Genomic DNA, 26,764 nt, shown 5'->3' on the forward strand with positions numbered 1-26,764 from the left:
ATGCACAAGGAGGACCTATGCGTCAGTTCACTTCAAAGCAAGATTTCTGTAATTGGTTAAATCAATTTGAGCACCCAAGCCTAGCCCCTGAATGGGCGTCTACGGCGAACTTTGTTTCAGTTGATGCCAATCAGTTTACTATTGAAATTCCTTTTGCAGCCAATACGTTAACTCAGGATTTGTCTGATTGGATTGAGGCTTCCCAAAACAAAGGTGAGGTTGCTTCATTCTCGTACAACATTGTTGTTGCCCCGAAACCTCTCGAAACCCATGTTACTGCAGCAGTTAAAGGGGTTAAGAACGTTATTGCGGTGACGTCAGCAAAAGGTGGGGTCGGCAAGTCGACAACATCGGTCAACTTAGCGCTGGCCTTGTCAAAGTCCGGAGCCAAAGTCGGGCTATTGGACGCTGATATTTATGGTCCTTCAGTGCCACTGATGCTTGGCCAAACCAATGCACAACCTGAAGTTCGCGATAACAAATGGATGCAGCCTATAGCGGCCCATGGGATTTTTACTCACTCTATCGGCTACCTTGTATCGAAAGATGAAGCGGCGATTTGGCGCGGACCGATGGCAGCTAAGGCGCTTGCTCAACTATTGAATGAAACTGAGTGGCCTGAGTTAGATTACCTAGTGATTGATATGCCTCCGGGCACTGGTGATATTCAACTGACGCTGGCTCAGCAAGTTCCGGTAACCGGAGCGGTCATCGTGACGACTCCTCAAGACTTAGCTTTAGCTGATGCACGTAAAGGTGCGGCAATGTTTAACAAGGTTGATGTGCCTGTCGTTGGTCTTGTAGAAAACATGAGTTATCACATCTGCAGTCATTGTGGTGAAAAAGAGCATATCTTTGGTGCGGGTGGCGCAGAGAAAATGGCCAGTGAGTATGGTCTTGACCTTCTGGCTCAAGTTCCACTTCATATTCAGATGCGTGAAGATATCGATAAAGGCATCCCAACGGTTGCTGCGAGACCAGAATCTGAACATGCTCAGCAGTATCTTGCCTTGGCAGAAGCGGTTAGTTCCAGATTGTATTGGCGAGGGAAAACTAAACCCGACTCGATTATGTTTACCATGGTCGAATAAACACCTTTATGCACTGCAATGAGAGCGCCTGACGAGCGCTCTTTTTTATTCTTATTCAGTGTAATCGATTGCGCTGAAATCTTTTATTCCATTTAAGTAAATCAAGGCAATCGCGACTGGCAACCGATGGCTGAACTCCCTATAATCAGGCGGTTTATCTAAATTTATACTAATACGCAGGTCTCACTTCGAAGGGCACTGCTAGTATTAGCATATGACACCAATCTAAATCATCGGGTGCAAGAATAATGTCTGATAATAATCAATGCGTCATCGTAGGTATTGCTGGCGCGTCTGCTTCTGGAAAAAGTTTAATCGCGAGCACTATTTACAATGAACTACGTGAAAAAGTGGGCGATCATCAAATTGGTGTGATTACGGAAGATTGCTACTACAACGACCAAGGCCATCTTAGTATGGACGAGCGTGTAAAAACCAACTACGACCACCCAAGCGCACTAGATCATGATTTATTGTGCGAGCATCTAGAGCAGTTAGTTAAGGGACAAGCGGTAGAAGTACCTGAGTACAGCTACACAGAACACACCCGTACTGACAACACGACGACAATGACACCAAAGAAAGTCATTATTCTTGAAGGTATTTTGCTGCTTACTGACCCTCGTTTGCGTGACTTGATGCATGCGACGGTATTTATGGACACGCCACTGGATATCTGCCTGCTTCGTCGTGTTAAGCGTGATGTTGAAGAGCGCGGCCGTACTATGGACTCTGTGCTGAAGCAGTACCAAGAAACGGTTCGTCCTATGTTCATGCAGTTTATCGAGCCTTCAAAGCAATACGCAGACATTATTGTTCCACGTGGTGGTAAAAACCGCATCGCGATCGATGTGTTAAAAGCTCATATTGCAAAACTTTTGAAAGCTTAACGTTGAAAAGACGCTTAAGACTTTATTTTTTATGAGATAAGTGGCACTTTTAGTGCCACTTTCTTTTTATGGTCACCATAAATATTTACCTGATCATTTATACTTGGAGCTAACCCTTAGCAGAAGAGGCGTGCTCACCAGGCAAGGATAATGCTGATGAAGAAACTGTTCCTAATCATAGCAATCCCAGTGGTTGTTATTCTCGGTGCTCTAATTGCACTGGTCACTTTAGTTAACCCAAACCAATTTAAACCACTTATTGTTGAACAAGCGAAAACCCATACTGGTCTTGACCTTGTTATCGATGGTGATATCAGTTGGCAATTTTTCCCATCGATTGGTTTCGAGCTAGGTCAAACCGAGCTTCGTAACCCGAAAGGCTTTGAACAATTGAATATGTTCAAGGTGGATACTGTCGGTGTGGATGTATCCGTGATGCCACTGTTCAGTCAACAACTTGAAATCGGCAACATTACGCTAGATGGCGCGGCTTTCTCGTTAGAAACCTTACCTGATGGCAGCAAGAACATTGATGCGCTAACTCGAGCGCAAGCGGCTCAAGCTGAGACGACGGCGGCACCTGCGACTTCAGAAAGCAGCTCGCAGCCTGCAACAGAAGAAGCGTCTCAAAGTAGTGGTGGCGCTTCGGCTTGGACAATCAATTTGGCCGGAGTTACAGTCTCTAATGCGTCGGTCGAAATACAAGATAAGCAAGCGGGTTCATTTACTAAGCTGTATGACGTTTCATTGAATCTGTCTCAATTTGCAGTTGATACTTGGACTAAAGCGGATTTCGCTGCCAAAGGTGAAGCGAATCAGCAGAAATTTACTGCCAAAGGTGATGCTGAGTTTAAGCTAGCAAAGGGCTTTAAAGAGTACGCGCTACGCAACATTAACCTTGATGCGACATTCAGCGATCCTGCAACTAAAATCGATAGCGCTAAGATTGGGCTAGAAACGTTTGAGTTCGATAAAGCCAATGCGCTCAGTTATGCCGTGGTGGGTAATGCGGCTGGTCTGGATATCGATATGAAGGGATCGGCTTCATTGCAAGTAGATCAAGCGATCAGCAAAGTACTGATGAACCAAATGGTACTAGATGCCACGTTCAAAGGAGACTCACTACCTCAGTCACCTATGAAGGTAGATATGGCATCTGACTTGACGTTTGACCTGACTAAGAACCACATAAGCTTTGTGCTAGAAAAGCTGACCGCAAATGCATTGGCGTTTGATGGTAAAGCTGATGTGACGCTAGGTGATATTCCTAAAGTTCGATTTGCTTTGCATAGCCCGAATATCGATTTGGACGAGTTTTTAGGATTGGGCAAAGCGGCTCCGGCGCAAGCGCCATCTGACACAGATCCAGCTTCAGAAGCACCGCAGCAAAAGCCTGCACAAACTTCGCCACAGAAACCTGCTCAAGAAGTGGAACCTGATCTCTCTGCGCTGAAAACGTTGGATGTGAAAGGCGAGATCACCATCGACAAGTTCAAAGCTAACAACGCCAAAATGCAGAACGTAAAGGCGAGTTTCTCAGTTAACCGAGGTGTGGCAGAACTGACGTCATTTACATCAAACCTGTACCAAGGCTCTATCAGCGCTACGGCTCGTTTAGATGCGCGTAAGTCACCTGCAAGCTACACCGCGAAAAAACGCATCAAAGGTGTAAAAGTACAGCCTCTGCTGACCGACGTAGCAAACAACGATATGTTGGAAGGTACGGGCAATATTGATGTCGACGTTAAAGGTAGCAGCTTAACGCCAACAGGCATTAAGAAGAATCTAGTCGGGACAATCGTCATTAACTTTGAAGATGGCGCAGTGAACGGCATTAACGTTGCTCAGTTAATTCGTGAGAATTACGCCAAGATCAAAGGTGAGAAGCTAGAAGGTGGTAATGAAGTCCAGAAAACAGACTTTAGCGCGATGAAAGCAACCTTAAAGCTGAACAAAGGCAATGTGTCTACTAATGATCTTCATATGCAGTCACCACTATTACGCATCCGTGGTAACGGCAGTGCCAATTACCTCAACGAAACGGTTGATTTCACAGTCAGTACTTCTATCGTTGGCTCGCTAAAAGGCCAAGGCGGCAAAGACATTGATGAACTGAAAGATGTGACAATTCCAATCAATATCTCGGGGTCTTGGGCGCAGCCTAAGTTCAAACTTATCTTTGACGACGTACTTAAGCAGAAAGCTGAGAAAGAGATCGATCGTGGATTGAAGAAGCTCGATGAGAAACTTGGTGAAAAAATCAAAGATGAGAAGACCAAAGAAGCGGTTAATAGCTTAATCAAAGGGCTGTTTAACTAAACGTCTTTCCAATGACAACTTTAAACGCGCCATTTATGGCGCGTTTTTTTAACTCTGTTTTTCCTCTGTCAGTCTCACTTGGACAAAGTTACGACACATTCATACAGTCAATGATTTTCGCCATTGATAAGGTGTACTTTCAATAGAGGAGGGAGCATGAAAGCATTAATATATTCATCACTACTGATGACAGCAGCGTTGACGTCTACTGCATCGGCAGGCGAGTTTGATACCACATCTGCACACGTCGATGGGTGCCCAGCAGCCTTTTTTACTCATAAAGCGATCGTATTTGATGCAGTAACTCTATGTGCAACGCAGAAAGTCAATTCAGAGAAGCTCGCTTATGCGGCAAGCGTAACTGCGCAATGGTTAGATAATGATCAGGATGGGGTTATCGATGAACCCGCTCTACTGGATCACTTACGCCGAAATCAAGCAGTTTTGGTCATGAGTAAAAGCGGATTTAGTGAAGAGTCTTTCGATGCAATGGATATTGAAGGGCGCGTTGGTCAAGATCTTTCAGCCGATGAGACCAATCCAAGCGATCGCCGTGATGCCTCGCAAGAAGAAATCCATCATCTAATCGTCAATGCGGGCTGGCAATCTTTGTATCCCAAACTGTTTAGCGATCAAAAGCGAACCAATAGTGCGCTCTACAAACAGTGGAAAATGGCCGATGAGCACGACTACTATCAGTATGATGATCCAACGTGTGATAGTGCATGTAAAACGGTTGAGTTTTTCTACTTGAGTACGGCAAGTTATTTGGGCTCTAAAGCCGATCTGTATTCCGATGAACTGAGCCTCAAGACAAGAGCAGAGCTTACAGATAAGCTACCTGGGGTGGTGGCGCTAATGGAATCTAAAGATTATCACTATCCGACGCATAAGTGGCCGGATGGACACTACCCCCACAAACAAAACATCAAGATCATAGGTCAGTAGTATCGATGTAGCCACTAGAACAGTATGCCTCTAGTGGCTAAAACTGGATTACCAATCAACACCTTTAAGAGCTTTCACACCCGACTCAAAAGCGTGCTTGACGTTACGTACTTCGGAGACAGTGTCAGCCATCTCGGTCAAGGTGCGATGAGCGCCGCGACCCGTGATGATGACTGATTGCATCTTAGGACGGTTGTTTAGCGCTTCGACCAGTTCATCTAATTCGATGTACCCATAGTTGACCATATAGGTCATCTCATCAAACAGTACGACATCAATCGATTCGTCTTGCAGCATACGTTTACACTCTTGCCACACTTTTTGCGCCGCTTCGGTATCTTGTGCTTTACTTTGGGTTTCCCAAGTAAAGCCAGTTCCCATGACTTGGAACTCAACCCCAAGTTTCTCCAGCAGATTACGTTCACCGTTGTCCCAGGTGCCTTTAATAAATTGAGCCACCGAACACTTCAAACCATGTCCAACAGCGCGTGCAACCGTGCCAAAGCCAGAAGTAGATTTGCCTTTACCGTTGCCAGTGATTACTAGGAATAGGCCCTTCTCTTCTTGCGCAGCGGCAATTCGAGCATCGACTTGCTCTTTCACTTTTTGTTGTCGCTCTTTGTGACGCACTTCTTTGTTGGTTTCAGAGGTCATGGTAAATCCTTTTTTATTCAATAAATCTGTGTCTATGATAGCTCAATCAAAGTAGTGCAAAAACCTATGATTTTCATGGGAAAGCACCTGTAAAAAGAGAGTGAATAGGAAATGAAGAAGCTATTGGTTGTGTGTATGGGGAATATCTGCCGCTCTCCGACCGGAGAAGCCATTCTTAGAGCAAAATCGCAGCAACTCGGTATTCCTGTGGAGGTGGATTCGGCAGGAACAATTGGTTACCACCAAGGAAACCCACCAGATTCAAGAGCAAAAGCAGCCGGTGAGCACAGGGGGTACTCTTTTAAAGGGATTCGTTCGCGTAAAGTGGTTAGTGGTGATTTCGAAGATTTTGATTTGATTTTGGCAGCAGATAGAGACAACTTTGCCGATTTAATTCAACAATGTCCTCAGCATTTGAAGCACAAAGTAAAACTGTTTCTCGACTATTCCAATTCTGAATATGAAGAAATCCCCGACCCATACTATGGCGGGGATGCCGGATTTGAACTGGTATTGGATCTTATAGAAGAAGCTTCAGAGAATGTGTTGAAATCACTTTGAATGTGAGAGTTGAATGGCGGTGTCTGTTACGCCGCCATCACTCTGCCACTAAAGTAATCATTAGAGACGATATATTCCGTATTACGAATCAACTCATCCTGCACTTCTGCCCAGTGTGAGTTATCGTGCTCAATAGCAGGGACAACGCCTCCAACGCGAATGTTGAAAGGGGTGAGTTCTTTAGCCCAACTTTGGGTAAACCCCGCCACCATCGATGTTGCATTGTCGAAGCCTGACATATCCTGATAGTCAGGATGAGAAATTACATTAACAATCACACCGTTTTTCTGTTCTTCACGCATTCTTTCGGCGGTTGCTTGACCAAAGCTAAACAGTGTCGCAGCCATCAAAGAGAGCCTTTGAGTAAACAGGTCACTGCCTTGATGATCAAAAATATTCGGCATCGCTTCTGCTGTGAGCGTATTGATCAAAACGTCGGGGGACCGCTTGACCGTTTGATCCATGAATGTGAATAAGTATTGGATAGAACTGAGTGAGTGATCATCTATAGGGCATTGATAGACGCTGTCTGATATCTCTTGGCACAGCTGATAGGTTTGCGCGAGTTGAGGTGTTTTTCGATCACACAAAACCAGCGTCGCACCAAGCGAAGCAAAGTGATAAGCGAGAGTGCTTCCGATCTGAGAACCGGCAGATGTCACTAAAATTACAGCATTTTTTATATCCATTGGCTTACCCCCATAAGCAATGCATGCTCTAAAAGATGTCCACATAGCATGGTAGATTAGCTGTGTTTTAGTTGTGAATAACGTCAAATAACTCTTCGCTCAGTATGACAATGTTCGATTATTTGGCGCTATTCACATTATGCAGGCCTATTGTTAAGCAAGTCCGAAAAATGAGACACGAAAAGTGTGATCAAAAACGATCCTTTAAGCTTGGATTTGGATCTGGAAAGTACGCTGAGCTTTTATTAGCTGATTATAAAGATCGATTGGCATTAGCTCTTTTGGCTCTTTCTCTCCCATTGCACGACGTTGGTGTCCAGATAGATTGTGATACACCTCTTCAGGAAGATTATGTGTGTCTTCTGGTAGGTAAGTTAAAGCGTCAGGGTTTAAGTAGTGGCTCAGCTTGGTACTAGGGAGTCCGGAACGGTGAAATAGGGAAGCTTGCGTCGCCGATACTTGGTAAGAGTCTTGATCAGAGCGAAGCTGTTGCGGTGCTTGCAGCTCAAATTTTTTACGCAGTGCTTGTTCGCTCGTATCTATCTCATCGACCTTTTCAAGCGGGGTATTGTCACGAACATCGTCAGAAAACATCGACAAAATTAGCGCGAAGTCAGCTCTGCGTCCTTCATGTACGGCATGGTTAATACCCGTGCCAAACTGAAGCTCGCTGATGATGGCTGCTTTGTCTAAAGTGTGAATTTGCATGATGTTCCTCGTTCGTTGCTTTTATAGCGACTTAGTACTGAGAAACTTTAGGGAAATCATAGCTTGAAACGAAAAAAAGCCAGCAAAGTGCTGGCTTTTAAAATGACTAAATTTAAATCCTAGGGAGGAGGATTATTTTGCTAGGTTTTCTGCAACGAAGTCCCAGTTAACTAGTGCCCAGAATGCATTCATGTAGTCTGGACGAACGTTACGGAAATCGATGTAGTAAGCGTGTTCCCATAGGTCAACAGTAAGAAGTGGAGTTGTACCTTCTTCTGTTAGAGGTGTTGCTGCGTTAGACGTGTTAACGATCTCTAGAGAACCGTCTGCTTTCTTAACAAGCCAAGTCCAAGAAGAACCGAAGTTGTTGATCGCAGAGTCTGTGAATTTCGCTTTGAACTCTTCGAAAGAACCGAATGCAGCGTTGATAGCGTCAGCTACTGCACCTGTTGGCTCGCCACCCGCGTTTGGCGCTAGACAGTGCCAGTAGAATGTGTGGTTCCAGATTTGTGCAGCGTTGTTGAATACACCACCAGTAGAAGTCTTGATGATTTCTTCTAGAGATTTGCCTTCAAACTCAGTGCCAGGAATAAGACCGTTTAGCTTAACAACGTAAGTGTTGTGGTGCTTACCGTGGTGGAAATCTAGAGTTTCAGCTGAGATATGTGGTTCTAGTGCGTCTTTCGCGTAAGGAAGAGCTGGTAGTTCAAATGCCATTGCTCGATTCTCCATTTATATGAAAGGGTTGCCCCTCTCGATTGCTTCCAGTGTTATTTATAATTCATGGCTCGCAGTGCCAACCATGGTCATTTTGCTGACTTGCGCTCTAGTTTAGCAAGTTTTTACTTTATTAAAAGCTCAGGCTGTAAATTTCTATATGAAAATTCTTTATTAGATAATGACAGTTAATCTCAAAAAAGCACGAAGTTCACTATAACCTTACTCATATTAGGCTTTTTATTCTGTGCTAATGGTTTAGAATGTGCAGAATATTTGCCGTAACTCCATTAAGAGGAAGCAATGGAAACTATCGATAAAATCAAACAGCAGATCGCAGAAAACTCGATCCTTCTTTACATGAAAGGTTCGCCTAAACTACCTAGCTGCGGTTTCTCTTCTCAAGCAGCTCAAGCTCTTATGGCTTGTGGTGAAAAATTCGCTTACGTAGATATTCTTCAAAACCCTGATATCCGTGCAGAGCTACCGGCATACGCACAGTGGCCAACTTTCCCTCAACTATGGGTTGAAGGTGAGCTGATCGGTGGTTGTGACATTATCATCGAAATGTTCCAAAAAGGTGAACTGCAGCCTCTAGTTAAAGAAGCAGCAGAGCGCGCAGGAACAAGCGAAGAGTAATCTTTCTTCATTAGGAATACTGTTTAAATTTACAGTTTTTCTTGATTTCTAAGGGCCACATTCGATAATGTGGCCCTTATTGTATCTGTCTGACTCTAGGGTCTGTTGACCTTTTGAGCTGATTTTTGCAGCAGTTTGTGGGTTCTTTATGCAAGGCAGAGGCTGTGAATTGTAGTTGCTCTACCTGAAAAGCCGATAACGCAGTAGAAAGGAACCACAAACGCTGCCCGAAGGGTTCGGCTAAAAGCGTTTTACTCTTTGTTGAGAGGTGTTTTGCTTAGAGTGACTAGGCGGCAAACCTCTCGCCGCGATTAAAACGCTTTTATCTCGAACAAAATTTAACCGCAAAAGGCCAACAGACCCTACTTTATGTCTCGTCTCTTTATTGCTGAAAAACCAAGCCTTGGCCGCGCAATTGCCGCTGCACTCCCTGGACCAAAGAAAAATGATCAGGGTTTTATTCGTTGTGGTAATGGCGACGTAGTGACTTGGTGTATTGGGCACTTACTTGAGCAAGTCGAGCCTGATGCCTACGATGAACGCTATAAAAAGTGGAATCTGGCTGATTTACCGATTGTCCCTGAGCAATGGCAGCTACGACCAAGAAAGTCGGCGAGTAAGCAGCTGACAGTAGTACGAAAGCTTTTGAAGGAAGCGAATCATATCGTTCACGCCGGAGACCCTGATAGGGAAGGGCAACTACTGGTGGATGAAGTGCTCGATTACTGCAAGGTCAGCAAAACGAAAAAAGAAGCGACACAGCGTTTGCTGATTAGCGATTTGAACTTGCCAGCGGTCAAGCGCGCCTTAAGCCAAATGCGCAGCAACCGCGACTTCGTGCCGTTGTCGGTTTCTGCCTTAGCACGCTCTAGAGCAGACTGGTTGTATGGCATGAACATGTCTCGTGCCTATACGCTACTAGGCCAAAAGGCGGGCTATCAAGGTGTTTTGTCCGTTGGTCGAGTGCAAACTCCAGTGCTTGGCTTAGTGGTTCGCCGTGATGAAGAGATAGAGAACTTTATCCCTCGCGATTATTTTACTCTTCACGCTCTTATCCCGTATCAAGATGGCTCAAGCGCGTTTGATATACGCGCTCGTTGGAAACCGAGTGACGCGTGTAAACCTTGGCAAGACGACGAGGGTAGGGTCCTCAATCGTAAGCTGGTGGAAAATGTCGCTAATCGAATCGCTAACCAACCAGCAAAAGTGGTTGAATCAGAGCAAAAGCAAACCAAGCAATCAGCGCCACTGCCCTATTCGTTATCTGCTCTGCAAATTGATGCCGCAAAGCGATTTGGTATGAGCGCGCAGCAGGTACTTGATACTTGTCAGTCTCTGTATGAAAAGCACAAGTTGATTACTTATCCGCGCTCTGATTGTCGTTATTTGCCGATGGAGCATTATTCCCAAGCGAGTAGTGTTTGTGATGCGATCAGCAACAATACCAAAGAACTCGGCAGTGCAGTATCAGGGGCGAATCTGAGCCTTAAATCCAAAGCATGGAATGATAAAAAAGTCGATGCTCACCATGCGATCATCCCTACGCCGAAAAAGACTTCAGTGAATGGGCTATCTGGCAATGAGATGAAGATTTATCAGCAGATTGCGCGCCAATATTTGATGCAGTTCTATCCGGCGGCAGTGTATGCAGAAGCCAAGCTGGTATTTGATATCGCAGGTGGAACCTTTATTGCCAAGGGGCGTCAGCTTGTATCGGCAGGTTGGAAAGAGCTGATGGGTAAAGTTGATGATGAAGACGCAAGTGTTGATGCGGTTCCTCCTTTACCTGAAGGGAGCGTTCTAACCTGCCGAGAAGGTGAGATTAAAGATCGTAAGACAGAGCCGCCGAAACATTTTACTGAAGCGACATTACTTCAGGCAATGACGGGTATAGCCCGTTTTGTGGAAGACAAAGAGCTGAAAAAAATACTTAAAGAGACCGATGGCTTAGGGACTGAAGCGACGCGTGCAGGCATCCTTGATACTCTGTTTAAACGCCAATTATTGCAGCGCCAAGGCAAGTCTATTCTCAGTACACCAGCTGGAAGAGGCTTGATACATGCATTGCCATCTGAATCGACCTTTCCAGATATGACAGCAAACTGGGAGCACCAGTTGCAGGGTATGGCAGAGCGTAACCAAGCCTATCAACCTTTCATGCAGGCTCTACAGCAGCGAATTGATGGTTTGATGCATCAAGTTCGTAGCGGAGAGGTTCCTGAGTCTTTGCGTCACCTACCTAAAGTAGAGCGCCCGGCATACAAACGCAAAAAAGGCGGCTACCGTAAGAAATCTTCTGCCAAGTCCACATCTAAGAAGTCTAATACCAATCGGGATAAATAGGTGTTCAGATAATTGCGCAGGGAAAATCGCTTAGAGCAAGGCATAGATTGCAGCTAGCTAGTTGATCTACCTACAAAATCTATAACACAGCGATCAGCGATTTTAACCAGCAAGTATAATCAGATATTTATTCTGCTTGGTATCAACCTACTTTGCGCCCACAGCGTTTAAATAGTTGTTGCCAATAATCGACGTGACGGCGTATAGCTTGACGAAACTCCACATGGTGTTTCTTTAGCGGATACACATACCTATGAATGTTTGGCTTGGGATCAAACAGACTTAGGTTTGATGACAGGGTCTGATAATAGCCGTCGAGCTGAGCCATATAGGGTTGCACCTTACCCACAAATTGCTGTTCAAAGACATTGTTTAGATATTTAAACTTAGTGGTGTCGCGATTTTGAGCGCAGATTATATTGTGGTCATATTCTGTGAGTTGCTGGGTGACGTGGTTTAGTTTGCTCGTTGCCATCGCGAGAGAGTAACTTAGATTGCCCACAATAACCTTTTTCTCAAGAACCTCTTGAACGTCAATCACTTGGTTACTTACGCTGTCAGAAGCGCGATTCAAAGTTGCTAACGCTTGATTGATTTCAACCACTGTTTGGCCAAGGTTGGGTTCTAGCCACTGAGTTCCGCTGAGCTGCTTTTGCATCGCATCACTCGCAAATATTAGGTTCCAGTGATGCACCTCAAACTGAGACTGCTTTTGTTGTTGAATCTCGACAAGTTTCATTACTAGATCTGGTTCTAGGCCGTTACTGTTTATGCACTGAGAGAGGCCATCCAATAACGCTGTTTGGTAGTCATAATTACGAAACTCGTCGGCAACTTTTCCTAAAACAGAGTTCTTCTCCGCTATCAGATTAAACAAACCACACTGCCTTAATTGGTAACTGTCGAGCAGGCCGATAGAGACAGAAGGCACGTCAACGTATAAATCGCGCTTTCGGGGCAACTGAGCGTAGCTCACTGTATCTTTATTTACTTTGGGTGCGTCTTGCACTCTTGCAACGCGAGTTAAGTAGTCATCAAAAAGGTGGCTTGGGCTGTCTGTTTGACAAGCCACGAGAGTAAGCAAAATAACTGATATCAACACTGAGCGCGCTTTTGTCATACCAATGCTCCGTCAGTTACCTCTGATGGTTCTGCATGTCCTCGAATTGTTCGCATATACTCTATTGGTGTTAAACCGAACTTAGACCTAAAACGCTGGCTGAAGCGTTGCTCAGATTTATAGCCACACATATACGCTAATTGAAGCACACTTAATGATTGGTCTTGCATCAAACTGAGTGCATGACTAAGCCGTACATCACTAAGAACCTCTCTATATCGGACATCTTCTTTCTTGAGTCGACGAATGAAAGTAGCTCGACTAACTGCAAAATGAGCCGCTACTTCTTCTAAAGGGTGAGCTTTACTAGGTGAAAGTGAGAGGTATCGGGTAAGTTGTTCGCTAAAGGAAGTATAGTGGCTGACAAAAAGATGATGCAGAGCGCCGCGCTCAGCTAGTTGTTGATACAAAGGGGCTAACCAAAGACGTTGGGTCTCTGTGCTCATGGGCGATAGATTGAGTGAAAAGAGGATGTTCAAAGTCTGCTCAAGAGCTTTGTCGCTGTTAGTCCATTGCCTATTTTGTCCTGCTGAATTTTCCTGACTGAGCAATATTTGATTTTCTTCTGGCGCTTGGTGAAAGCTGAACACCCGAGAAAGGAACGCGCCTTTTTCTGGGGAGTTCTCGAAACTAAAGCGCGATGAACGACTGCAAAGTAGCAGTTTCGAGTGAGTAAGTGCGATGTTTCCACCGCTCTGGAACAAACGTTTACTGCCAGAAATAATTTGGATGATGCTCGGAGAATGAATCGTCACATTGCGCAGTTTTTGTGAATGCTGAGCTCTAAATGTTGCAATTTGATATACGTGATTCATCACTTCTCCTGATTGTTTAACGGGTGTATGTTGCGGTCAAGGTTGCTTTGTCTAATGCAATACTATTAAGGGTAAACCCAACGACAGCAGCTGGTGTGTTTTTATCGAGTCCAAGTTTTGCTTTTGGCAGAGCCCACACTGTAAATTGGTAACGGTGCATACCGTCTGCAACAGGAGGACATGCACCTCCAAATCCAGCAGTACCATAATCTATACGAACTTCGCGACCACCAAGCTCAGTGATGTTTACGCCTCTTGGCAGTTGAGTTGTTTTGGCTGGAACATCTAATGCAATCCAATGCCAAAAGCCGCTTTCTGTTGGCGCATCAGGATCGTAGGCAGTAATTGCAAAGCTTTTTGTACCTTCCGGGATATCCTTCCAACTCAGTTGAGGCGATAAGTTATCTCCTGTGCATCCCCAACCTGAATATTCAAAGGTCTTAGCTATTGGATGGCCTTCTTGAATGTCATCACTATAGATTTGAAGTGCACTAGCTACGCCAGAAAAAGCGATGCCAGCAATAGATAGTAGTGTGAAACCAAGTTGTTGTTTGATCGTCTTCATTGTGACTTTCCTTATTTTTAATCTGTTTATCTAATAGCGTTAAGCCAATTCAGATTAAGGAAAGAACAGCAATTTTAATCAACAAAAAGTATCAAATTTGTCTTAAAGCGTAGCTTATTTGATACTTAGGGTTTTTTGGGAATTTTTATTAAACCAGTAAGTGGTTCACGTGTTGATTACCACGGTAAACGATTACCGTTGTAGTTAATAAACTCACCAGAACAGGCTTGATCTGTTTGTTCAATCACTTTGATTAAACCCTTTGCGGAAGTGTCGGTATCAATCAACGCATTAGGTCCGCCCATTTCAGTTTGTACCCAGCCAGGGTGAAGTGCTAACACGGTAAACCCTTCAGCTGTCAGATCGTTGCTTAAGCTTTTAACTACAGAGTTGAGGGCTGCTTTTGATGAGCGGTAAATGTAGCCACCACCTGAAGTATTCTCAGTCATGCTGCCGACTTTAGACGAGAGGCAAGCAATTTTCTTTAGCTGTCCTTTTTGCAGGTTAGGGTATAAAGTCTCCACCAGTTTCAACGGTGCAATGGTGTTGATTTCAAACACTTTTCGCCACTCATCAACATCGGTGTTACCAAAGCCATAACCTTTCGGCCCGTAGTAGCCTGCATTGTTGATCAGCAAATCGATAGCAGATAGTGCGTTAGCAAATTCACTCAGTCCTTGATAATCCGTTATATCTAATGGGTGACAGGTCAGATTGGTACCTTCCAGTTCTAGGAGCTCCGGCGAACTACTCTCTGATCGATAGGTTGCGTGAACTTGCCAGCCTTGAGCAAGATAGTTTTTCGCTAAGCTTAACCCTATACCGCGGTTCGCTCCGGTGATTACAACAGTTTTCATCGCAAGTCCTTTAGATATTCTTAGAGTGTTTATTGGAGAATATCAGAAAGCTAACGGTAAAGGGACTTGGTCGATTGCCTGATAATAAGCTCGATAGGTGGCAGGCGTACTTCATGTCTATTGCCACTTAACAAGTTAAGAATTGATTCTGCACAGACAACACCGACTTCTTCAACGGGTTGACGCATCGTGGTGAGCGCAGGGGTAAAGTAAAATGAGGTCGGAAGATCATCAAAGCCTACCACTGAGATATCTTCTGGTACTCGATAACCGTGGTCATGCAGGGCTTTGATAACCCCATAGGCCGTTTGGTCATTGGCAGCGAAAATGGCACTGAAGTGACACTTAGATTCAATCAGTTCCTTAGTCAGTTGATAGCCACATTCACTGCTGAAGTCGCCTTGTTTAATCAGTTTTGGCTGAACCTTGATTCCTGCCTCTTGCAACGCTTTCTTGTAGCCGACAAAGCGTGCGACCGCGTCTGGTTGGTTGAGCAGACCTTTAATATGGGCAATGTTTAAGTGACCTTGTTGAAGTAGGTGCAAGGTAGCCATGTAACCACCAAGTACGTTATCGATGTTAACGCAGCGCACTCGATCGCCAATCACATCATAGCCAACGGCGACAACAGGGATGTTTTCTGCATATTCAAGGATTTGCTTCTCGGTGAGGCTGCCGGTGACAATGATGACGCCATCAACATTACTTTTAGACAAGTAGTCTAGAGCATGTGATTCAAGTTTGTTTTTCCAGTGTCCGGTCGCGATAACCAGAGAGTAGCCTTGTGCATTGAGGACTTTCTCCATGTCATTCAGAATACGGCTTGTATGCGGGCTTTCGGGGTTTTGCACTAGAACGCCGATGGTCATGGAACGCGTGTTGCTGCCCTGATTCATGGTGTAGTTAGGCTTATAGCCCAGTGTTTTTATTGCTTGCTCAATGTTGTAGCTTTTTTCATCAGAGACGTAAGTTGTCCGATTGAGAAAACGTGAAACAGTACTGGGTGAGACGCCAGCAAGTTTGGCGACATCATAGATAGAGGGGGATTTATTCTTCTTTTTTGATTTCATCGAACCAACAACAAAGCAAGCCAAACATTGAATATAGAAAACACCCAGTCAGAGCTCAATACAGCTGATAGGGAAGTGAGAGGTCTATTAATAAGCCGATGCTAAGTGAGCATCGGCTTACTCATGCTATTAGAAGGTGGCCAGTGAATTTTCACTCAAGGCATCAAATAGATGAACCGCATCTAAATCGAGATACAGAGTCAGTTCATTGACATCAACTTCCGCCGCTTGTGTTTCTACCATCAGTGGCTGCCCCGCTATTTCCGTTTTTAGCAGTATGCTTGCGCCCAGCAGTTCTTTGTCCTTGATCTTGACCGGTAACGGCAGAACCCGATCATGGTCCACCTGTTCGGCACGCAGGTGGATATCCGTTGGTCTAACACCGAAGTGAAGTGCCAGATTTTTAGAGGCATGCGCGTGGAAGCGTTGTGGAAGTGGGATGCGAACATCACCAAGCTCTATCTGCCAATTGCCTTCTTCGCCAACCAATTGTGCGTCAAGCATGTTCATCGATGGGTTACCAATGAACTGGGCAACAAACTTATTAGCAGGCTGCTGGAACACTTGTGTTGGTGTGCCTACCTGTGCGACATAGCCATCTTTGAGAATGACAATACGATCAGCAAGTGTCATAGCTTCTATTTGGTCATGGGTGACGTAGATAGTGGTTGTTTGTAGTTCTCGATGAAGCTGCTTGATCTCTTCGCGCATGGTACCACGCAGCTTGGCATCTAAGTTTGAAAGCGGCTCATCAAACAAGAACACTTTAGGTGTACGCACCATAGCTCGCCCCATTGCAACTCGCTGGCGCTGTCCACCAGAAAGCTCTTTAGGTTTGCGATCGAGAAGTGGCTCTAGTTCCAACATTTTTGCCGCTTTACGTACTTCAACATCAATCTGGCTTTTTGCCATACCTTTGAGCTTGAGGGCAAATGCGATGTTTTCGTATACCGTCATATGTGGGTAAAGTGCATAGCTCTGGAATACCATCGCTAAGTCTCTATCTTTAGCATCGATTTTATTCATCAGCTTATCGCCAACAAGTATCTCGCCAGCAGTGATACTTTCTAGGCCAGCCAGCATGCGTAGCGTGGTTGACTTGCCGCAACCAGATGGACCGAGGAAAACCACAAACTCACCATCGTTGACGGTGAAATCAAAGTGTTTCACTACCTCGACATCGTCGTAAGACTTCTTGATGTTTTTGAATTCAACTTTAGCCATTACAAATTCTCCTCTCGGCGCTCAAGTAGCATGTTACGGTAAGCAATGGCGCTCTGTTTTAGCGTACGTTTTTGGGTTTCATACTCAACGTGCACGATACCGAAACGCTGCTTGTAACCAAATGCCCACTCGAAGTTATCCATTAGGCTCCATGCGAAGTAGCCTTGTACGTTGACACCAGATTTAATAGCGCTATCCACTGCTTCTAAGTGTGCTTGGAAATAGTTAACACGCTGGGTGTCATTCACTTCACCATTGATACAATCGTCTTCACCAGCCGCCCCATTTTCAGTGATGTAAAGTGGCGGCAGGTTGTCGTAACGGTCGTTAAGACGGAGTAGTAGATCAGTGAGTGCTTGTGGGTAGATCTCCCAGCCGATAAAGGTATGTTCATTTTCTGGCTGAGGCACGTCTTTGATATCACCATTTTCATCAAAGCGAACCACGCAGCGGGTGTAGAAGTTAATACCGATAAAGTCCAAGTCGGTGCGGATAATGTCGAGATCGCCCTCTAAGATCATCGGCATATTGTGAGATTGACGCTCAAGAACTAACTGCGGATATTCGCCTTTCAGGACTGGGTCCATAAACCAGTGGAAACCTTCCGCATCTGAATACTCAGCGGCAGCCACATCGCTATCGTTTAATGGGTATGCTGGTGTGGCATTGAACACACAACCATGCATAGCATTAGGGGCATTCTTACGCATGTGAGGAATCGCTAAGCCATGAGCTAGCATTAGGTGGTGAGCCGACAAAAAGCCCTCGCGTTCGCCCTTTATACCCGGCGCATGGATTCCCCAACGATAACCTAGATACGAAGAGCAAAACGGTTCGTTAAGCGTGGCGTAGGAATCGATTTTATCGCCGAAGTACTCACTGACTACGTTCGCGTACTGCTCAAATTTGTAAGCGGTTTCTCGGTTCAGCCAGCCCCCTTTATCTTCAAGGTACTGAGGAAGGTCCCAGTGATAAAGTGTGACAAAGACTTTTAAACCCCGCGCGTGACATTCATCGATGATCTGTTCATAGAACTTTAGCCCTTCTTGATTGACTACACCGTCTTGAGGAATGATGCGGGGCCATGCCATAGACAGTCGGTATGCGTCGACACCTAGCCCTTGAATCATCTCAATGTCTTGTTTCCAAAGATGGAAATGGTCACAGGCAACATCGCCGTTGTCTGCGTTATCTACTGCACCTTGCTTATTGCAGAAGGTGTCCCAGATAGATGGGCTTCGTCCACCAAGTTGAGCGCCACCTTCAATCTGATAAGAAGACGTGGCGACGCCAAACAAGAATTCTGGGCTGCGTAATTTAGAATCAGTAGGAAGTTGGAATTTATTCATTGTTATTTAAACCTTTTTAACCTTTAACAGCGCCTGACGTCAGGCCGCTAATCATTTGTTTCGACGCGAATAGATAAGTGACAACCAGTGGAAGAATCGAAATGGTTGTACCTAGCATGACCGCTCCCCAAGGGGTATTTGGGATACCTTGGACGCTGCGAAGCGCTTGGGTAATGACATAGTTTTCTGGAGTTGTGAGTACAACCAGAGGCTGCATAAACATGTTCCAGAAGAAAACGAATTGAACGATAGCAAGCGTTGCTAGAGCGGGTTTCATTAGTGGCAGAACAACACTCCAGTAGGTTCTAAACTCGCCTGCGCCATCGAGCTTAGCCGCTTCTAACAGCTCCTTAGGTACTGACGCAACCACATGCTGTCGCATCAGGAAAATACCAAATGGTGTAGTGGTAAACGGCAGCCACACAGCTAGATGGTTATCGAGCAAGCCAAGGAATTTGACGATCATGAAGTAGGGGATCAAACTGAGCACTGGTGGGATCATCATCGAGCCGACCAACATACCAAACAGCAAGGTTTTGCCTTTGAACTTGTAGACAGCAAACGCATAGCCACCCATGCTACAAAACAGCAATGAAATCGTAGTGCCCAAAAACGCGATGTAGATTGAGTTAAACATCGCTTGCCAGAATGGCATTATTTCCAATAGCTTGGCGTAGTTAACCGCTAAGCTGTCGCCGATAGCGAAGCTGATCCCAGAGCCAAAGATCTCCGTTCTATCACGCGTGGATAGCAGTGCAGACCACAGGAAAGGGAACACGGTCATAATCGCAGAAACAATCAGGACTACAGCAAGTAATGCCATCAGCAGTTTGGTAAATATCTCTAGGCTACGATCACTTGGTCGCCAGCGAGGAGAAGTTATCGAGTTTGTGGTCATCTTATTGCTCTCCCAGACCTTTTTTACCGAAGAAGAAGAATTGAATTGCGGTACAGCCAGCAATCAACATAAACAGCAGCCAAGAGATCGCTGAAGCGGTGCCCATTTCAAGCCATTCCCAACCCACTTTGTACAAGTACATTGAGATGGTTAAGCCAGATTGGCCGGTACCACCCGTACCACGTGTTAACACGAATGGTTCTTCAAACAGTTGCAGGTTGCCGATGATGGTCATGGTGACTGCAAAGAAGATAAATGGTCGAATCATAGGTAGTGAAATGCTCCAGAAGCGACGCCAAGCGTTAGCACCATCCATACGGGCGGCTTCAAGAATATCTTTTGGAATCGTCATCAAACCGGTTGTGTAGAGCACAATGTTGAACCCGGTGTATTTCCAGAACACCATAATTGCGATAGACGGTTTCACCATGGTGGCGTCATCAAGCCAACGAATTGGTTGGTAGTCATTCACCCAAGTAAATGCCCAGCCAAACAAAGAGCTATCCGCTAATACCATCAAGCTTTGGTTAATGATTCCTGAGTTAGGCGAATACATGTTGAAAAAGATCAGCGATGCCGCAACCGTCGAGGTAATGAAAGGCAGAAAATACGCGGATGTTAGCCAGTGGCGAAGGCGATCACTCATCGAGACCAAAATGTAGGCAACGGGCAGAGCGACTAAGTGTTGTGCCACTCCTGACGTAATCGCAAGCCAAAGTGTGTTTTTTAATGAGCGCCACAACCAAGGGTCGGTTAGAGCAATGTGGTAGTTCTCTAGCCCCACATAGTCCATAGCGCCAAGGCCTTCGACCGGGTTCCACTCATGAAAAGAGAGATAGATAGAAAAAAGCAGTGGGAAAATCCCAAATACCGAGAAAATAATCAAAAACGGCAGTAGGAATCCATACGGTGTAAGCGCTTTCAAACTCAGGCGAGAAAAAAGGCTTTCGCGTTGTGATGTTTCCATAACCTTGCTCGCTGCATGATTCATAGTAACGACCTCTAGTCAGGAAGGCGCAGTACGCCTTCCTTTCTTACCAAATATGTAACCAATTAAAGATTGCGTGTACGACGCTTAATCATGCGCTCTGCTTCTTTGAGTGCAGTTTTGATGTCTTTACCTTCATCAAGTACTTCCATCAGAGCATTTTCTAAGATTATCGAGCGAGCAACATGGTCACCTTTAGCGGGAGCAACAGGCTTGATGTTTTTCGCCACATCAGCAAACAGCAAACGAGCTTTTTGACCGCCTAGGAATTCGACTTCCTCTTGGAACAAAGCATCATCGTAGGTTTGAGTGTTGGCTGGGAATGCCGCAATGGTTTCAAAGTGCTTAAGCTGAATATCACGACGCGTTGTCATGTATTCAATCAGTTTCCACGCTTCATCTTGGTGTTTTGACTGAGTTGGAATTGAGAGGAAAGATCCACCCCAGCTACCATAGATACCATCTGGCAGGTGAGAAACGCCCCAGTTACCTGCGGTTTCAGGTGCGATCCAGTTATTGAGGTGACCAAGCAGCCATGCACCAGATAATTGAGTGGCAAAGGTGCCATTGCGGAAACCTTCATACCATTCGTTTGACCACGCTAAGATTCGCGCATCTAAGCCTTTTTCACGGATCTCTTTTGCCACTTCGAAAGCATGCACAAAGCGCTCAGAGGTGACCACAGGGTTACCGTCTGCATCGAAGTAGAGTCCTTCTCCTTCAGGCACTGTGGTGAAGATAATCGCTTGGGCAACGTCGGCCGCAGAAGCAATCAGGTAAACGTCTTTTTTCTTCAGCTCTTCACCCGCTTTGATGTAAGAATCCCAGTCTTTGATCGCTTGGTTTACATCAATGCCCGCTTTAGCAAACACATCACTGCGGTAGTACATTACCCCAGGGCCTAGGTCGACAGGCATACCATAAACATCACCGTCGGCACCTTTACCTTGCGCCCAAGCATAAGGAGCAAAACTCTCGGCAAACTTATCGGCACCATAGTTTTCAGATAGGTTAACTAAACCGCCAGAAGCGACAAAAGGGCCAATTTTTTCGACATCAACGACAATAACATCGCCTGCACCTGAGCCTGTCGCAAGGTTAGTGGTCAGTTTGGTGTGGTGGTCGCCATGATTGTTCATCAGATAATCGACCTTGATTCCTGTCTCCTTTTCGAAGTCAGGCAGCAGAACCTTGAGGCTGCTATCGAAATCTGGGAAGCCGTCAAAGCGAATAATTGAGTCGGCGGCGTTGACTGTCGTAGCAAGTCCAAGTGCGGTGACAGTGGCAAGCGTCAAAGTTTTTAGTTTCATCTTCTTGTCCTTAAATGACTTTATTTAGAGTTGTTTTACTGAGCTTCTAGGCACTAGGGTAGGTGACAGTTTGAAGCTCACATCTCGCTTGTTTTTGTTGAGTATTTGAATAACCAGTTGAACCGCTTCGGCACTCATTTGCTCAATGGGAAAATTCACGGTTGTAAGCGGCGGCGAAATATAACGAGCAAACAAAATGTCATCGAAGCCAATCAGTGACACTTGATCTGGGACCTGAATGTTGTGCTCTTTCAATACCTCAAAAGCGCCGAACGCCATATGATCATTACTGGCAAAAACGGCGGTAAAAGGTCGTTCACGCTTTAGCAGCTTGCGCATTGCGCTTATGCCAGACTCTTCGGTAAAACCGGCCTCTGAAATCAGTGCTTCGTCGAACAGGAGTCCCGCTTCTTCAATCGCTTTGCGGTAACCCTGCAGACGCCCCCGTGCATCTGATTTGTCCAGAGGGCCGGTAATACATGCAATGTCGCGATGCCCCATTCGCAACAAATATTCGGTTGCCAGTTGGCCCCCTAATTCGTTATCAATTTCGATACAGTTCTGTGCTAGTTCTGGTACGAAACGATTGACCAAAACCAAAGCCACTCCTTTTGCTTCAAGCTCTGTGAGGTAGTCATCTGAGAGGTGCTGAGTGTGCAAAATCATTGCATCGACTCGACGCCCAAGTAGAAATTCCACCGACTCACGTTGGCCCTGTTCGGTATTTGAGCCAGCAGTGACGATTACGTGATAGCCAAAACGGCGTAGCCTTTTTTCAATACTATGCAGGATGCCAGAATAAAACGGACCACCGAGCTCAGGGACTATGATGCCAATGCTGCCAGTGCGGCTAGATGCGAGTGCCTGAGCAATCGAGTTTGGGCGGTAACCCAGAACTTGAATGGCTTTCTCAACCTTGAGCTTTTTGTCATGGCTTACTCGACTCGTGCCATTGATGACGCGAGATACTGTCGCTTGAGAAACGCCTGCATACTCAGAAACATCTTTTATGGTTGCCACAACTTACCTCTACAACTGCTTTTCACCTAAACGCATGAACGTTTTCGAAACCGCTTTCATGAGGCTTAGTATTAAAGATCTTAGTTAAAGCCTATGTGAGAAAAATCACACTCAAATAAGCCCTGAAAAGCCTTATTGTTCAAAGGATGAAGCGGTATGCAGTTTCTATCTACCTCATGAAACTGTTTCATGAAATGGTTATTTGATGCACAAATGTATTGCTGAGATGATTGAATCTAGGTTTTGTTACCGACAAAAAAAGAGCCGCTAAAAAGCGGCTCAAATGGTTTGGAGTTAAGTTGAAGCGGCTAGCAGAATATTGTTAGATTGCTAGCGAAATAGTTGGACAGTATTGTGCTGATTACCACCAGGCTTCCCACATGGCGCCTAGGCTAAAGGTATCTTGCTTAGCGGTTGTTGTTGCGGTTGCTTTATTGTCGACTTCACCTGCAGTTGCGTAGAAGCGGAGCATTGGACGTGCACCAGATCCCCAATCAAAGGCGATGTTTTGTGAAAGCGTCACTTTCCAACCAGAGTTGTCATCAGAGGCTCTGGCGTAGTCTACTACTTGATAACCTGCTTCCAACCAAGTCGAGTGGACATCATTCCAGAAGTACATAGGGCGAACGATGGCACTGTAGTTGGTTCGCTCATCTTCGACCTTTGAAGAGCCATCGACTGAATAATCGTGGTAGGCAAGCAAGTACTCAACAGCGGCACTTTCACCAAGAGTAGAATTACCTTCAAAGCTCGCATAGAGCGTCGTCAGATTATCGGTTTTCCAGAAAACACCATTATCCGCGTTATCAGAGTATCTTAGTACCAGTCGGTTGGAGCCATTGTTATGTGGGCGAGAGAAAACCGCTCCTAGTTGGTACGCATTAATGCTCTTTGCATCATCAATCGCTTCTGAATCAAATCCGTAGTTAGCGTAAAGTTCAAGGTCGGCGAAGCCAAGATTGATACCATGCAGTTTAGAAGTGAAAGCGTAAGCGCCACTGTCGCCAGTACCCGCACCACCAGTACAATTGATTGAAGGATTAGCACCTGGTTCTATCGTTGGGCTACAGCTGTCAACGGCACCGACTACGCCAAAATCAAGTTTGACCGAGCCAAGTTCTAGGTTGTTGATACCCCCTCCTTGGCCATCGTGCATCATCCAGAAGTAATCATTAATGCCTTGTTGTGGACGCTGGTGGAAGTCACGCCCTGCCCATACATAAGCGTTGGGCTGGCTTTCAAATACATTGGTTGCACCTGCGTAGGCTTTTTTGATGTTTACCTCATCGCCCCAATGGTCGAACATCACGACAACATCCCAGATAGCACCGTTGTCACTTTGAAAGACCTTTGCCAACTGAAACTCCCCGCCATTGCCTTCGTTGCCTAAACGACCAATCGCTGACGAGCCATTAAATGAACCATCGACCTGAACATATTTCTGGTCACCGGATTGGTAATGTGCGCCATAGCGAGCATAGCCAGAGAAGACCACTCCAAGAGGAACCTCAATATCAGGTGATAGCACGGCAGGTTGCTGGTCGTTGACGTAATCGGTCTGCATCCGGCTTTCCAGTTCCTGGATGCGTTGTTCGAGAGCCTGTAGTTCAGTTTCAGTAGCAAAAGAGGTGACGGAAGCAAGCGAAGCTGCCACTGCAATTGAAATAGGCAATAGCTTAAGTTTTTTCATGATAATTCCCTATATGACATTGTGTTTTTGTTCTATTGGGAATCTTAAAAAATGAAATGGATGAAAAGGTTTGAGCGCTTCACACCACGCCTAGGAGGAGACTGTCATGAAACTACACTCTTGAATGATGAGTCGTTTATTAATATTAAAAACAATTGGATATCTATAATTCTCACCGGTGATGAATTCAATGAAATCGCTTTCATTTCATGATTTTCTATAAGGTATATCACGTTACATTCAAATGCTTTGCGCTTAAAAAAGCCTCTTGCTTTGAATGCTTTCACTATGCTGAAAGTTTTCATAGAACGTAAAATTCTTACAATCTAGGAAGTTCTATACGGCTAGGAAAGAACCATTTTTATCAAAAACCAACTGCTTAATAACATCGCTAGAAACAAAAACAGGGCAGATAAAGTTCCAGCCGCAACCCCTAGTAACAAGTAGTATCGAGTATTCAAAATTAGTCTCTTGCATTGTATTGATAATTATTATCATTTAACTTGTTTTGCAACCGCAAATCAAGCTGATACCATGAATCCAACCTTATGGACTTTGTGTTGTTATGATTCCTCTGATTTACCACTCTCTCTATTCTGAGTTGCCGCTGCCTGACGGGCATCGCTATCCAATCAATAAATATCGACTCCTGTTTGAAGCAATAGAACAGCAACGAGCTGTAAACCCAATATGGCAGCAGGCTTTTCAATATGTGCAGCCAGCCCCAGTTGATTGTGTGGAAGTGAGTCAAGTTCATTGTCCTGACTACATACAACTTCTTACGTCAGGTGAACTACCTGCGCCAAAGATGCGTCGAATTGGGTTTCCATGGAGCGAAACACTGATTACTCGGACGCTGACGTCCGCAGGTGGAACGTGCGAAACGGTTCATCAGGCCGTTAAGCATGGTGTCGCTATCCATTTAAGCGGCGGATATCACCATGCGCACAGGGATTTTGGTAGTGGCTTCTGTTTAGTTAACGATCTGGTGTTGGCAGCCCAAAGGGCACTGACTCTTGAAGGGATAGATAAGGTATTGATTGTTGACAGCGATGTGCATCATGGAGACGGCACGGCAACACTGTGCGAAGAAGAGGACGCGATAGTTACCCTCTCGTTCCACTGTGATAAGAACTTCCCTGCACGCAAGCCAGATTCTGATCTTGATGTACCGTTAGGCAGAGAAACGGGGGATGCTGAGTTTCTTGAGGCATTCACCTCGGTGGTTGAAATGGCTGTTAATCTACATCAGCCCGATCTCATTCTATATGATGCAGGCGTTGATATTCATGAAGATGACGAGCTAGGGTATTTGAATATCTCTAGTGACGCTATCTACACGCGAGATGTGTTTATGTTTCAACTGGCTCAGGAAAAACAGTTACCGATAGCGTGTGTGGTTGGAGGTGGGTATCGTACAGAGCATCAAGCGCTTGTCCCAATCCATATGCAGCTTATTCGCGCTGCACTGAACGTATACGTAAGTTAAAGGATTATCATGGAACACAGAATTCGAGCTGCAGGAATACTGATTAAAGACGGTGCAATGCTACTTGTTAAAGTGAAAGACTTTACCGGTGAGTATTGGATTCCACCCGGTGGTGGTATGGAGCCAAGCGATCAAAGTTCGAAAGCCTGTGTGGTTCGTGAATTTAAAGAAGAGGCGGGCATAGATGTTCAAGTTGGAGAGCTTATCTGCGTAAGGGAGTTTCTCGAAACGCATAAACAGCGCTACCACGCTGAGTTCTTCTATTTGATCGAATCTTATTGCGGTGTTCCGAACCTCGATAATCTATCGGGCTTAAATGATGAGGAATATATTCAGGATGTCGAGTGGCTATCACTAACGGAACTCGCAGATAAAAGAATGTATCCAGTAGAACTCAAAGATAAGCTTATCGAATTGATTGAGACCAAACGCTTCTCTACTCACCTTGGCAGTTATATCCAGGGTGAAAATGAAGATATCGATTATCTTTAGAATGAGTTGAAACGAAAAAAGCCGCTAATTACTTAGCGGCTTTTTTACTGAATGTGGCGGAGTGCCAGGGTTGCGCCCAACTAGGGATTTAATAAATCCCTATCGAGTTTTCCTGCTTTAAAACGAGAAAACCCCAGTCTTTCGACTAGGGTTTTGAATGTGGCGGAGAGATAGGGATTTGAACCCTAGATACGCTATTAACGTATGCCGGTTTTCAAGACCGGTGCTTTCAACCACTCAGCCATCTCTCCGTTGTTGAAGCGAATCATATAGAGGTTGAGAAAAGTTGTAAACCCCTAATTTTACTGTTTGCTTTAA

At 45.2% G+C, this 26,764-nt stretch carries 25 protein-coding genes and 1 tRNA gene; 9 read left to right on the forward strand and 17 right to left on the reverse strand.

Features of this window, described 5'->3' with window-relative positions:
- Positions 1-17: 17 nt before the first annotated feature.
- The 4 genes from apbC (at position 18) to AC6R00_RS20265 (ending at position 5,248) form a co-directional block, all read left to right on the forward strand.
- A complete protein-coding gene (apbC, locus tag AC6R00_RS20250) occupies positions 18-1,091 on the forward strand; it encodes an iron-sulfur cluster carrier protein ApbC (RefSeq protein ID WP_500641706.1) in 1,074 nt (357 codons plus the stop codon).
- Positions 1,092-1,339: 248 nt separating this feature from the next.
- A complete protein-coding gene (udk, locus tag AC6R00_RS20255) occupies positions 1,340-1,981 on the forward strand; it encodes a uridine kinase (protein WP_004748444.1) in 642 nt (213 codons plus the stop codon).
- 156 nt (positions 1,982-2,137) lie between these two features.
- Positions 2,138-4,300, forward strand: a complete 2,163-nt coding sequence (locus AC6R00_RS20260; protein ID WP_500641707.1) for an AsmA family protein — start codon at positions 2,138-2,140, stop codon at positions 4,298-4,300.
- A 156-nt stretch (positions 4,301-4,456) separates the two neighbouring features.
- On the forward strand, positions 4,457-5,248 hold the full coding sequence (locus AC6R00_RS20265) for a hypothetical protein (protein WP_500641708.1): 792 nt from the start codon (positions 4,457-4,459) through the stop codon (positions 5,246-5,248).
- 48 nt (positions 5,249-5,296) lie between these two features.
- Here the strand turns inward: AC6R00_RS20265 and cobO are convergent, their stop codons facing one another.
- Positions 5,297-5,902, reverse strand: a complete 606-nt coding sequence (cobO, locus tag AC6R00_RS20270) for a cob(I)yrinic acid a,c-diamide adenosyltransferase (RefSeq protein WP_367937640.1) — start codon at positions 5,900-5,902, stop codon at positions 5,297-5,299.
- A 111-nt stretch (positions 5,903-6,013) separates the two neighbouring features.
- On the opposite strand from cobO, the gene AC6R00_RS20275 reads away from it, so the two are divergent.
- Positions 6,014-6,463, forward strand: a complete 450-nt coding sequence (locus AC6R00_RS20275; RefSeq protein WP_500641709.1) for a low molecular weight protein-tyrosine-phosphatase — start codon at positions 6,014-6,016, stop codon at positions 6,461-6,463.
- A 26-nt stretch (positions 6,464-6,489) separates the two neighbouring features.
- Here the strand turns inward: AC6R00_RS20275 and AC6R00_RS20280 are convergent, their stop codons facing one another.
- The 3 genes from AC6R00_RS20280 to sodB form a co-directional block, all read right to left on the reverse strand.
- On the reverse strand, positions 6,490-7,152 hold the full coding sequence (locus tag AC6R00_RS20280) for an SDR family oxidoreductase (protein WP_069666881.1): 663 nt from the start codon (positions 7,150-7,152) through the stop codon (positions 6,490-6,492).
- 204 nt (positions 7,153-7,356) lie between these two features.
- Positions 7,357-7,860 carry a VC2046/SO_2500 family protein gene (locus tag AC6R00_RS20285; protein ID WP_500641710.1) on the reverse strand — a complete coding sequence of 168 codons (504 nt, stop codon included), beginning with the start codon at positions 7,858-7,860 and terminating at the stop codon, positions 7,357-7,359.
- A gap of 132 nt (positions 7,861-7,992) precedes the next feature.
- Positions 7,993-8,577: a superoxide dismutase [Fe] gene (gene sodB / locus AC6R00_RS20290; RefSeq protein ID WP_004748456.1), complete on the reverse strand. Its 585-nt coding sequence runs from the start codon at positions 8,575-8,577 to the stop codon at positions 7,993-7,995.
- Between the two features lie 303 nt (positions 8,578-8,880).
- Here sodB and AC6R00_RS20295 point away from each other — a divergent pair, with 303 nt between their 5' ends.
- Positions 8,881-9,216: a Grx4 family monothiol glutaredoxin gene (locus AC6R00_RS20295; RefSeq protein ID WP_004748458.1), complete on the forward strand. Its 336-nt coding sequence runs from the start codon at positions 8,881-8,883 to the stop codon at positions 9,214-9,216.
- Between the two features lie 369 nt (positions 9,217-9,585).
- Positions 9,586-11,559: a DNA topoisomerase III gene (locus AC6R00_RS20300; protein WP_500641711.1), complete on the forward strand. Its 1,974-nt coding sequence runs from the start codon at positions 9,586-9,588 to the stop codon at positions 11,557-11,559.
- 142 nt (positions 11,560-11,701) lie between these two features.
- Here the strand turns inward: AC6R00_RS20300 and AC6R00_RS20305 are convergent, their stop codons facing one another.
- The 12 genes from AC6R00_RS20305 to AC6R00_RS20360 all read right to left on the reverse strand — a co-directional run bounded on the left by AC6R00_RS20305 (position 11,702) and on the right by AC6R00_RS20360 (position 24,465).
- The gene (locus AC6R00_RS20305; protein WP_500641712.1) at positions 11,702-12,679 is read right to left on the reverse strand and encodes a DUF3080 domain-containing protein; all 978 of its coding nucleotides are present in this window, start codon (positions 12,677-12,679) and stop codon (positions 11,702-11,704) included.
- On the reverse strand, positions 12,676-13,494 hold the full coding sequence (locus AC6R00_RS20310; RefSeq protein ID WP_500641713.1) for an AraC family transcriptional regulator: 819 nt from the start codon (positions 13,492-13,494) through the stop codon (positions 12,676-12,678). Before AC6R00_RS20310 ends, AC6R00_RS20305 begins: the two co-directional genes overlap by 4 nt.
- Positions 13,495-13,510: 16 nt before the next feature.
- Positions 13,511-14,059, reverse strand: coding sequence for a YbhB/YbcL family Raf kinase inhibitor-like protein (locus tag AC6R00_RS20315; protein WP_500641714.1), 549 nt, complete (start codon positions 14,057-14,059; stop codon positions 13,511-13,513).
- Between the two features lie 176 nt (positions 14,060-14,235).
- Positions 14,236-14,916: an SDR family oxidoreductase gene (locus tag AC6R00_RS20320; RefSeq protein ID WP_500641715.1), complete on the reverse strand. Its 681-nt coding sequence runs from the start codon at positions 14,914-14,916 to the stop codon at positions 14,236-14,238.
- A 50-nt stretch (positions 14,917-14,966) separates the two neighbouring features.
- Positions 14,967-15,986: a LacI family DNA-binding transcriptional regulator gene (locus tag AC6R00_RS20325; RefSeq protein ID WP_272785432.1), complete on the reverse strand. Its 1,020-nt coding sequence runs from the start codon at positions 15,984-15,986 to the stop codon at positions 14,967-14,969.
- 129 nt (positions 15,987-16,115) lie between these two features.
- A complete protein-coding gene (locus tag AC6R00_RS20330; RefSeq protein WP_008077974.1) occupies positions 16,116-17,210 on the reverse strand; it encodes an ABC transporter ATP-binding protein in 1,095 nt (364 codons plus the stop codon).
- The gene (locus AC6R00_RS20335) at positions 17,210-18,559 is read right to left on the reverse strand and encodes a GH1 family beta-glucosidase (protein WP_500641716.1); all 1,350 of its coding nucleotides are present in this window, start codon (positions 18,557-18,559) and stop codon (positions 17,210-17,212) included. Before AC6R00_RS20335 ends, AC6R00_RS20330 begins: the two co-directional genes overlap by 1 nt.
- A gap of 16 nt (positions 18,560-18,575) precedes the next feature.
- Positions 18,576-19,457: a carbohydrate ABC transporter permease gene (locus AC6R00_RS20340; protein WP_004748472.1), complete on the reverse strand. Its 882-nt coding sequence runs from the start codon at positions 19,455-19,457 to the stop codon at positions 18,576-18,578.
- A 1-nt stretch (position 19,458) separates the two neighbouring features.
- Positions 19,459-20,448, reverse strand: a complete 990-nt coding sequence (locus AC6R00_RS20345; protein WP_500641717.1) for a carbohydrate ABC transporter permease — start codon at positions 20,446-20,448, stop codon at positions 19,459-19,461.
- A 62-nt stretch (positions 20,449-20,510) separates the two neighbouring features.
- Positions 20,511-21,755, reverse strand: coding sequence for an ABC transporter substrate-binding protein (locus tag AC6R00_RS20350; RefSeq protein ID WP_049843551.1), 1,245 nt, complete (start codon positions 21,753-21,755; stop codon positions 20,511-20,513).
- Positions 21,756-21,779: 24 nt separating this feature from the next.
- The gene (locus tag AC6R00_RS20355; protein ID WP_049843552.1) at positions 21,780-22,775 is read right to left on the reverse strand and encodes a LacI family DNA-binding transcriptional regulator; all 996 of its coding nucleotides are present in this window, start codon (positions 22,773-22,775) and stop codon (positions 21,780-21,782) included.
- Positions 22,776-23,136: 361 nt separating this feature from the next.
- Positions 23,137-24,465: a carbohydrate porin gene (locus AC6R00_RS20360; protein ID WP_500641718.1), complete on the reverse strand. Its 1,329-nt coding sequence runs from the start codon at positions 24,463-24,465 to the stop codon at positions 23,137-23,139.
- A 565-nt stretch (positions 24,466-25,030) separates the two neighbouring features.
- On the opposite strand from AC6R00_RS20360, the gene AC6R00_RS20365 reads away from it, so the two are divergent.
- Together AC6R00_RS20365 and AC6R00_RS20370 are read left to right on the forward strand one after the other, a co-directional pair.
- Positions 25,031-25,954, forward strand: coding sequence for a histone deacetylase family protein (locus AC6R00_RS20365; protein WP_500641719.1), 924 nt, complete (start codon positions 25,031-25,033; stop codon positions 25,952-25,954).
- A 9-nt stretch (positions 25,955-25,963) separates the two neighbouring features.
- Positions 25,964-26,446, forward strand: coding sequence for an NUDIX domain-containing protein (locus AC6R00_RS20370; RefSeq protein WP_500641720.1), 483 nt, complete (start codon positions 25,964-25,966; stop codon positions 26,444-26,446).
- 160 nt (positions 26,447-26,606) lie between these two features.
- Here the strand turns inward: AC6R00_RS20370 and AC6R00_RS20375 are convergent.
- Positions 26,607-26,697: transfer RNA gene (locus AC6R00_RS20375), tRNA-Ser, on the reverse strand.
- Between the last annotated feature and the right edge of the window lie 67 nt (positions 26,698-26,764).

The sequence above is a fragment of the Vibrio sp. R10-SF1-ISO8 genome (assembly GCF_059833805.1).

Coding starts and splice junctions, on each gene's coding strand:
- AC6R00_RS20310 (WP_500641713.1), bottom strand. CDS start 13,494: ATGAATCACGTATATCAAATTGCAACATTTAGAGCTCAGCATTCACAA.
- AC6R00_RS20320 (WP_500641715.1), bottom strand. CDS start 14,916: ATGAAAACTGTTGTAATCACCGGAGCGAACCGCGGTATAGGGTTAAGC.
- AC6R00_RS20365 (WP_500641719.1), top strand. CDS start 25,031: ATGATTCCTCTGATTTACCACTCTCTCTATTCTGAGTTGCCGCTGCCT.
- AC6R00_RS20330 (WP_008077974.1), bottom strand. CDS start 17,210: ATGGCTAAAGTTGAATTCAAAAACATCAAGAAGTCTTACGACGATGTC.
- AC6R00_RS20345 (WP_500641717.1), bottom strand. CDS start 20,448: ATGAATCATGCAGCGAGCAAGGTTATGGAAACATCACAACGCGAAAGC.
- AC6R00_RS20300 (WP_500641711.1), top strand. CDS start 9,586: ATGTCTCGTCTCTTTATTGCTGAAAAACCAAGCCTTGGCCGCGCAATT.
- AC6R00_RS20305 (WP_500641712.1), bottom strand. CDS start 12,679: ATGACAAAAGCGCGCTCAGTGTTGATATCAGTTATTTTGCTTACTCTC.
- AC6R00_RS20340 (WP_004748472.1), bottom strand. CDS start 19,457: ATGACCACAAACTCGATAACTTCTCCTCGCTGGCGACCAAGTGATCGT.
- sodB (WP_004748456.1), bottom strand. CDS start 8,577: ATGGCATTTGAACTACCAGCTCTTCCTTACGCGAAAGACGCACTAGAA.
- AC6R00_RS20280 (WP_069666881.1), bottom strand. CDS start 7,152: ATGGATATAAAAAATGCTGTAATTTTAGTGACATCTGCCGGTTCTCAG.
- AC6R00_RS20370 (WP_500641720.1), top strand. CDS start 25,964: ATGGAACACAGAATTCGAGCTGCAGGAATACTGATTAAAGACGGTGCA.
- AC6R00_RS20265 (WP_500641708.1), top strand. CDS start 4,457: ATGAAAGCATTAATATATTCATCACTACTGATGACAGCAGCGTTGACG.
- AC6R00_RS20360 (WP_500641718.1), bottom strand. CDS start 24,465: ATGAAAAAACTTAAGCTATTGCCTATTTCAATTGCAGTGGCAGCTTCG.
- AC6R00_RS20260 (WP_500641707.1), top strand. CDS start 2,138: ATGAAGAAACTGTTCCTAATCATAGCAATCCCAGTGGTTGTTATTCTC.
- cobO (WP_367937640.1), bottom strand. CDS start 5,902: ATGACCTCTGAAACCAACAAAGAAGTGCGTCACAAAGAGCGACAACAA.
- AC6R00_RS20275 (WP_500641709.1), top strand. CDS start 6,014: ATGAAGAAGCTATTGGTTGTGTGTATGGGGAATATCTGCCGCTCTCCG.
- AC6R00_RS20285 (WP_500641710.1), bottom strand. CDS start 7,860: ATGCAAATTCACACTTTAGACAAAGCAGCCATCATCAGCGAGCTTCAG.
- AC6R00_RS20350 (WP_049843551.1), bottom strand. CDS start 21,755: ATGAAACTAAAAACTTTGACGCTTGCCACTGTCACCGCACTTGGACTT.
- AC6R00_RS20325 (WP_272785432.1), bottom strand. CDS start 15,986: ATGAAATCAAAAAAGAAGAATAAATCCCCCTCTATCTATGATGTCGCC.
- AC6R00_RS20335 (WP_500641716.1), bottom strand. CDS start 18,559: ATGAATAAATTCCAACTTCCTACTGATTCTAAATTACGCAGCCCAGAA.
- AC6R00_RS20295 (WP_004748458.1), top strand. CDS start 8,881: ATGGAAACTATCGATAAAATCAAACAGCAGATCGCAGAAAACTCGATC.
- AC6R00_RS20315 (WP_500641714.1), bottom strand. CDS start 14,059: ATGAAGACGATCAAACAACAACTTGGTTTCACACTACTATCTATTGCT.
- apbC (WP_500641706.1), top strand. CDS start 18: ATGCGTCAGTTCACTTCAAAGCAAGATTTCTGTAATTGGTTAAATCAA.
- udk (WP_004748444.1), top strand. CDS start 1,340: ATGTCTGATAATAATCAATGCGTCATCGTAGGTATTGCTGGCGCGTCT.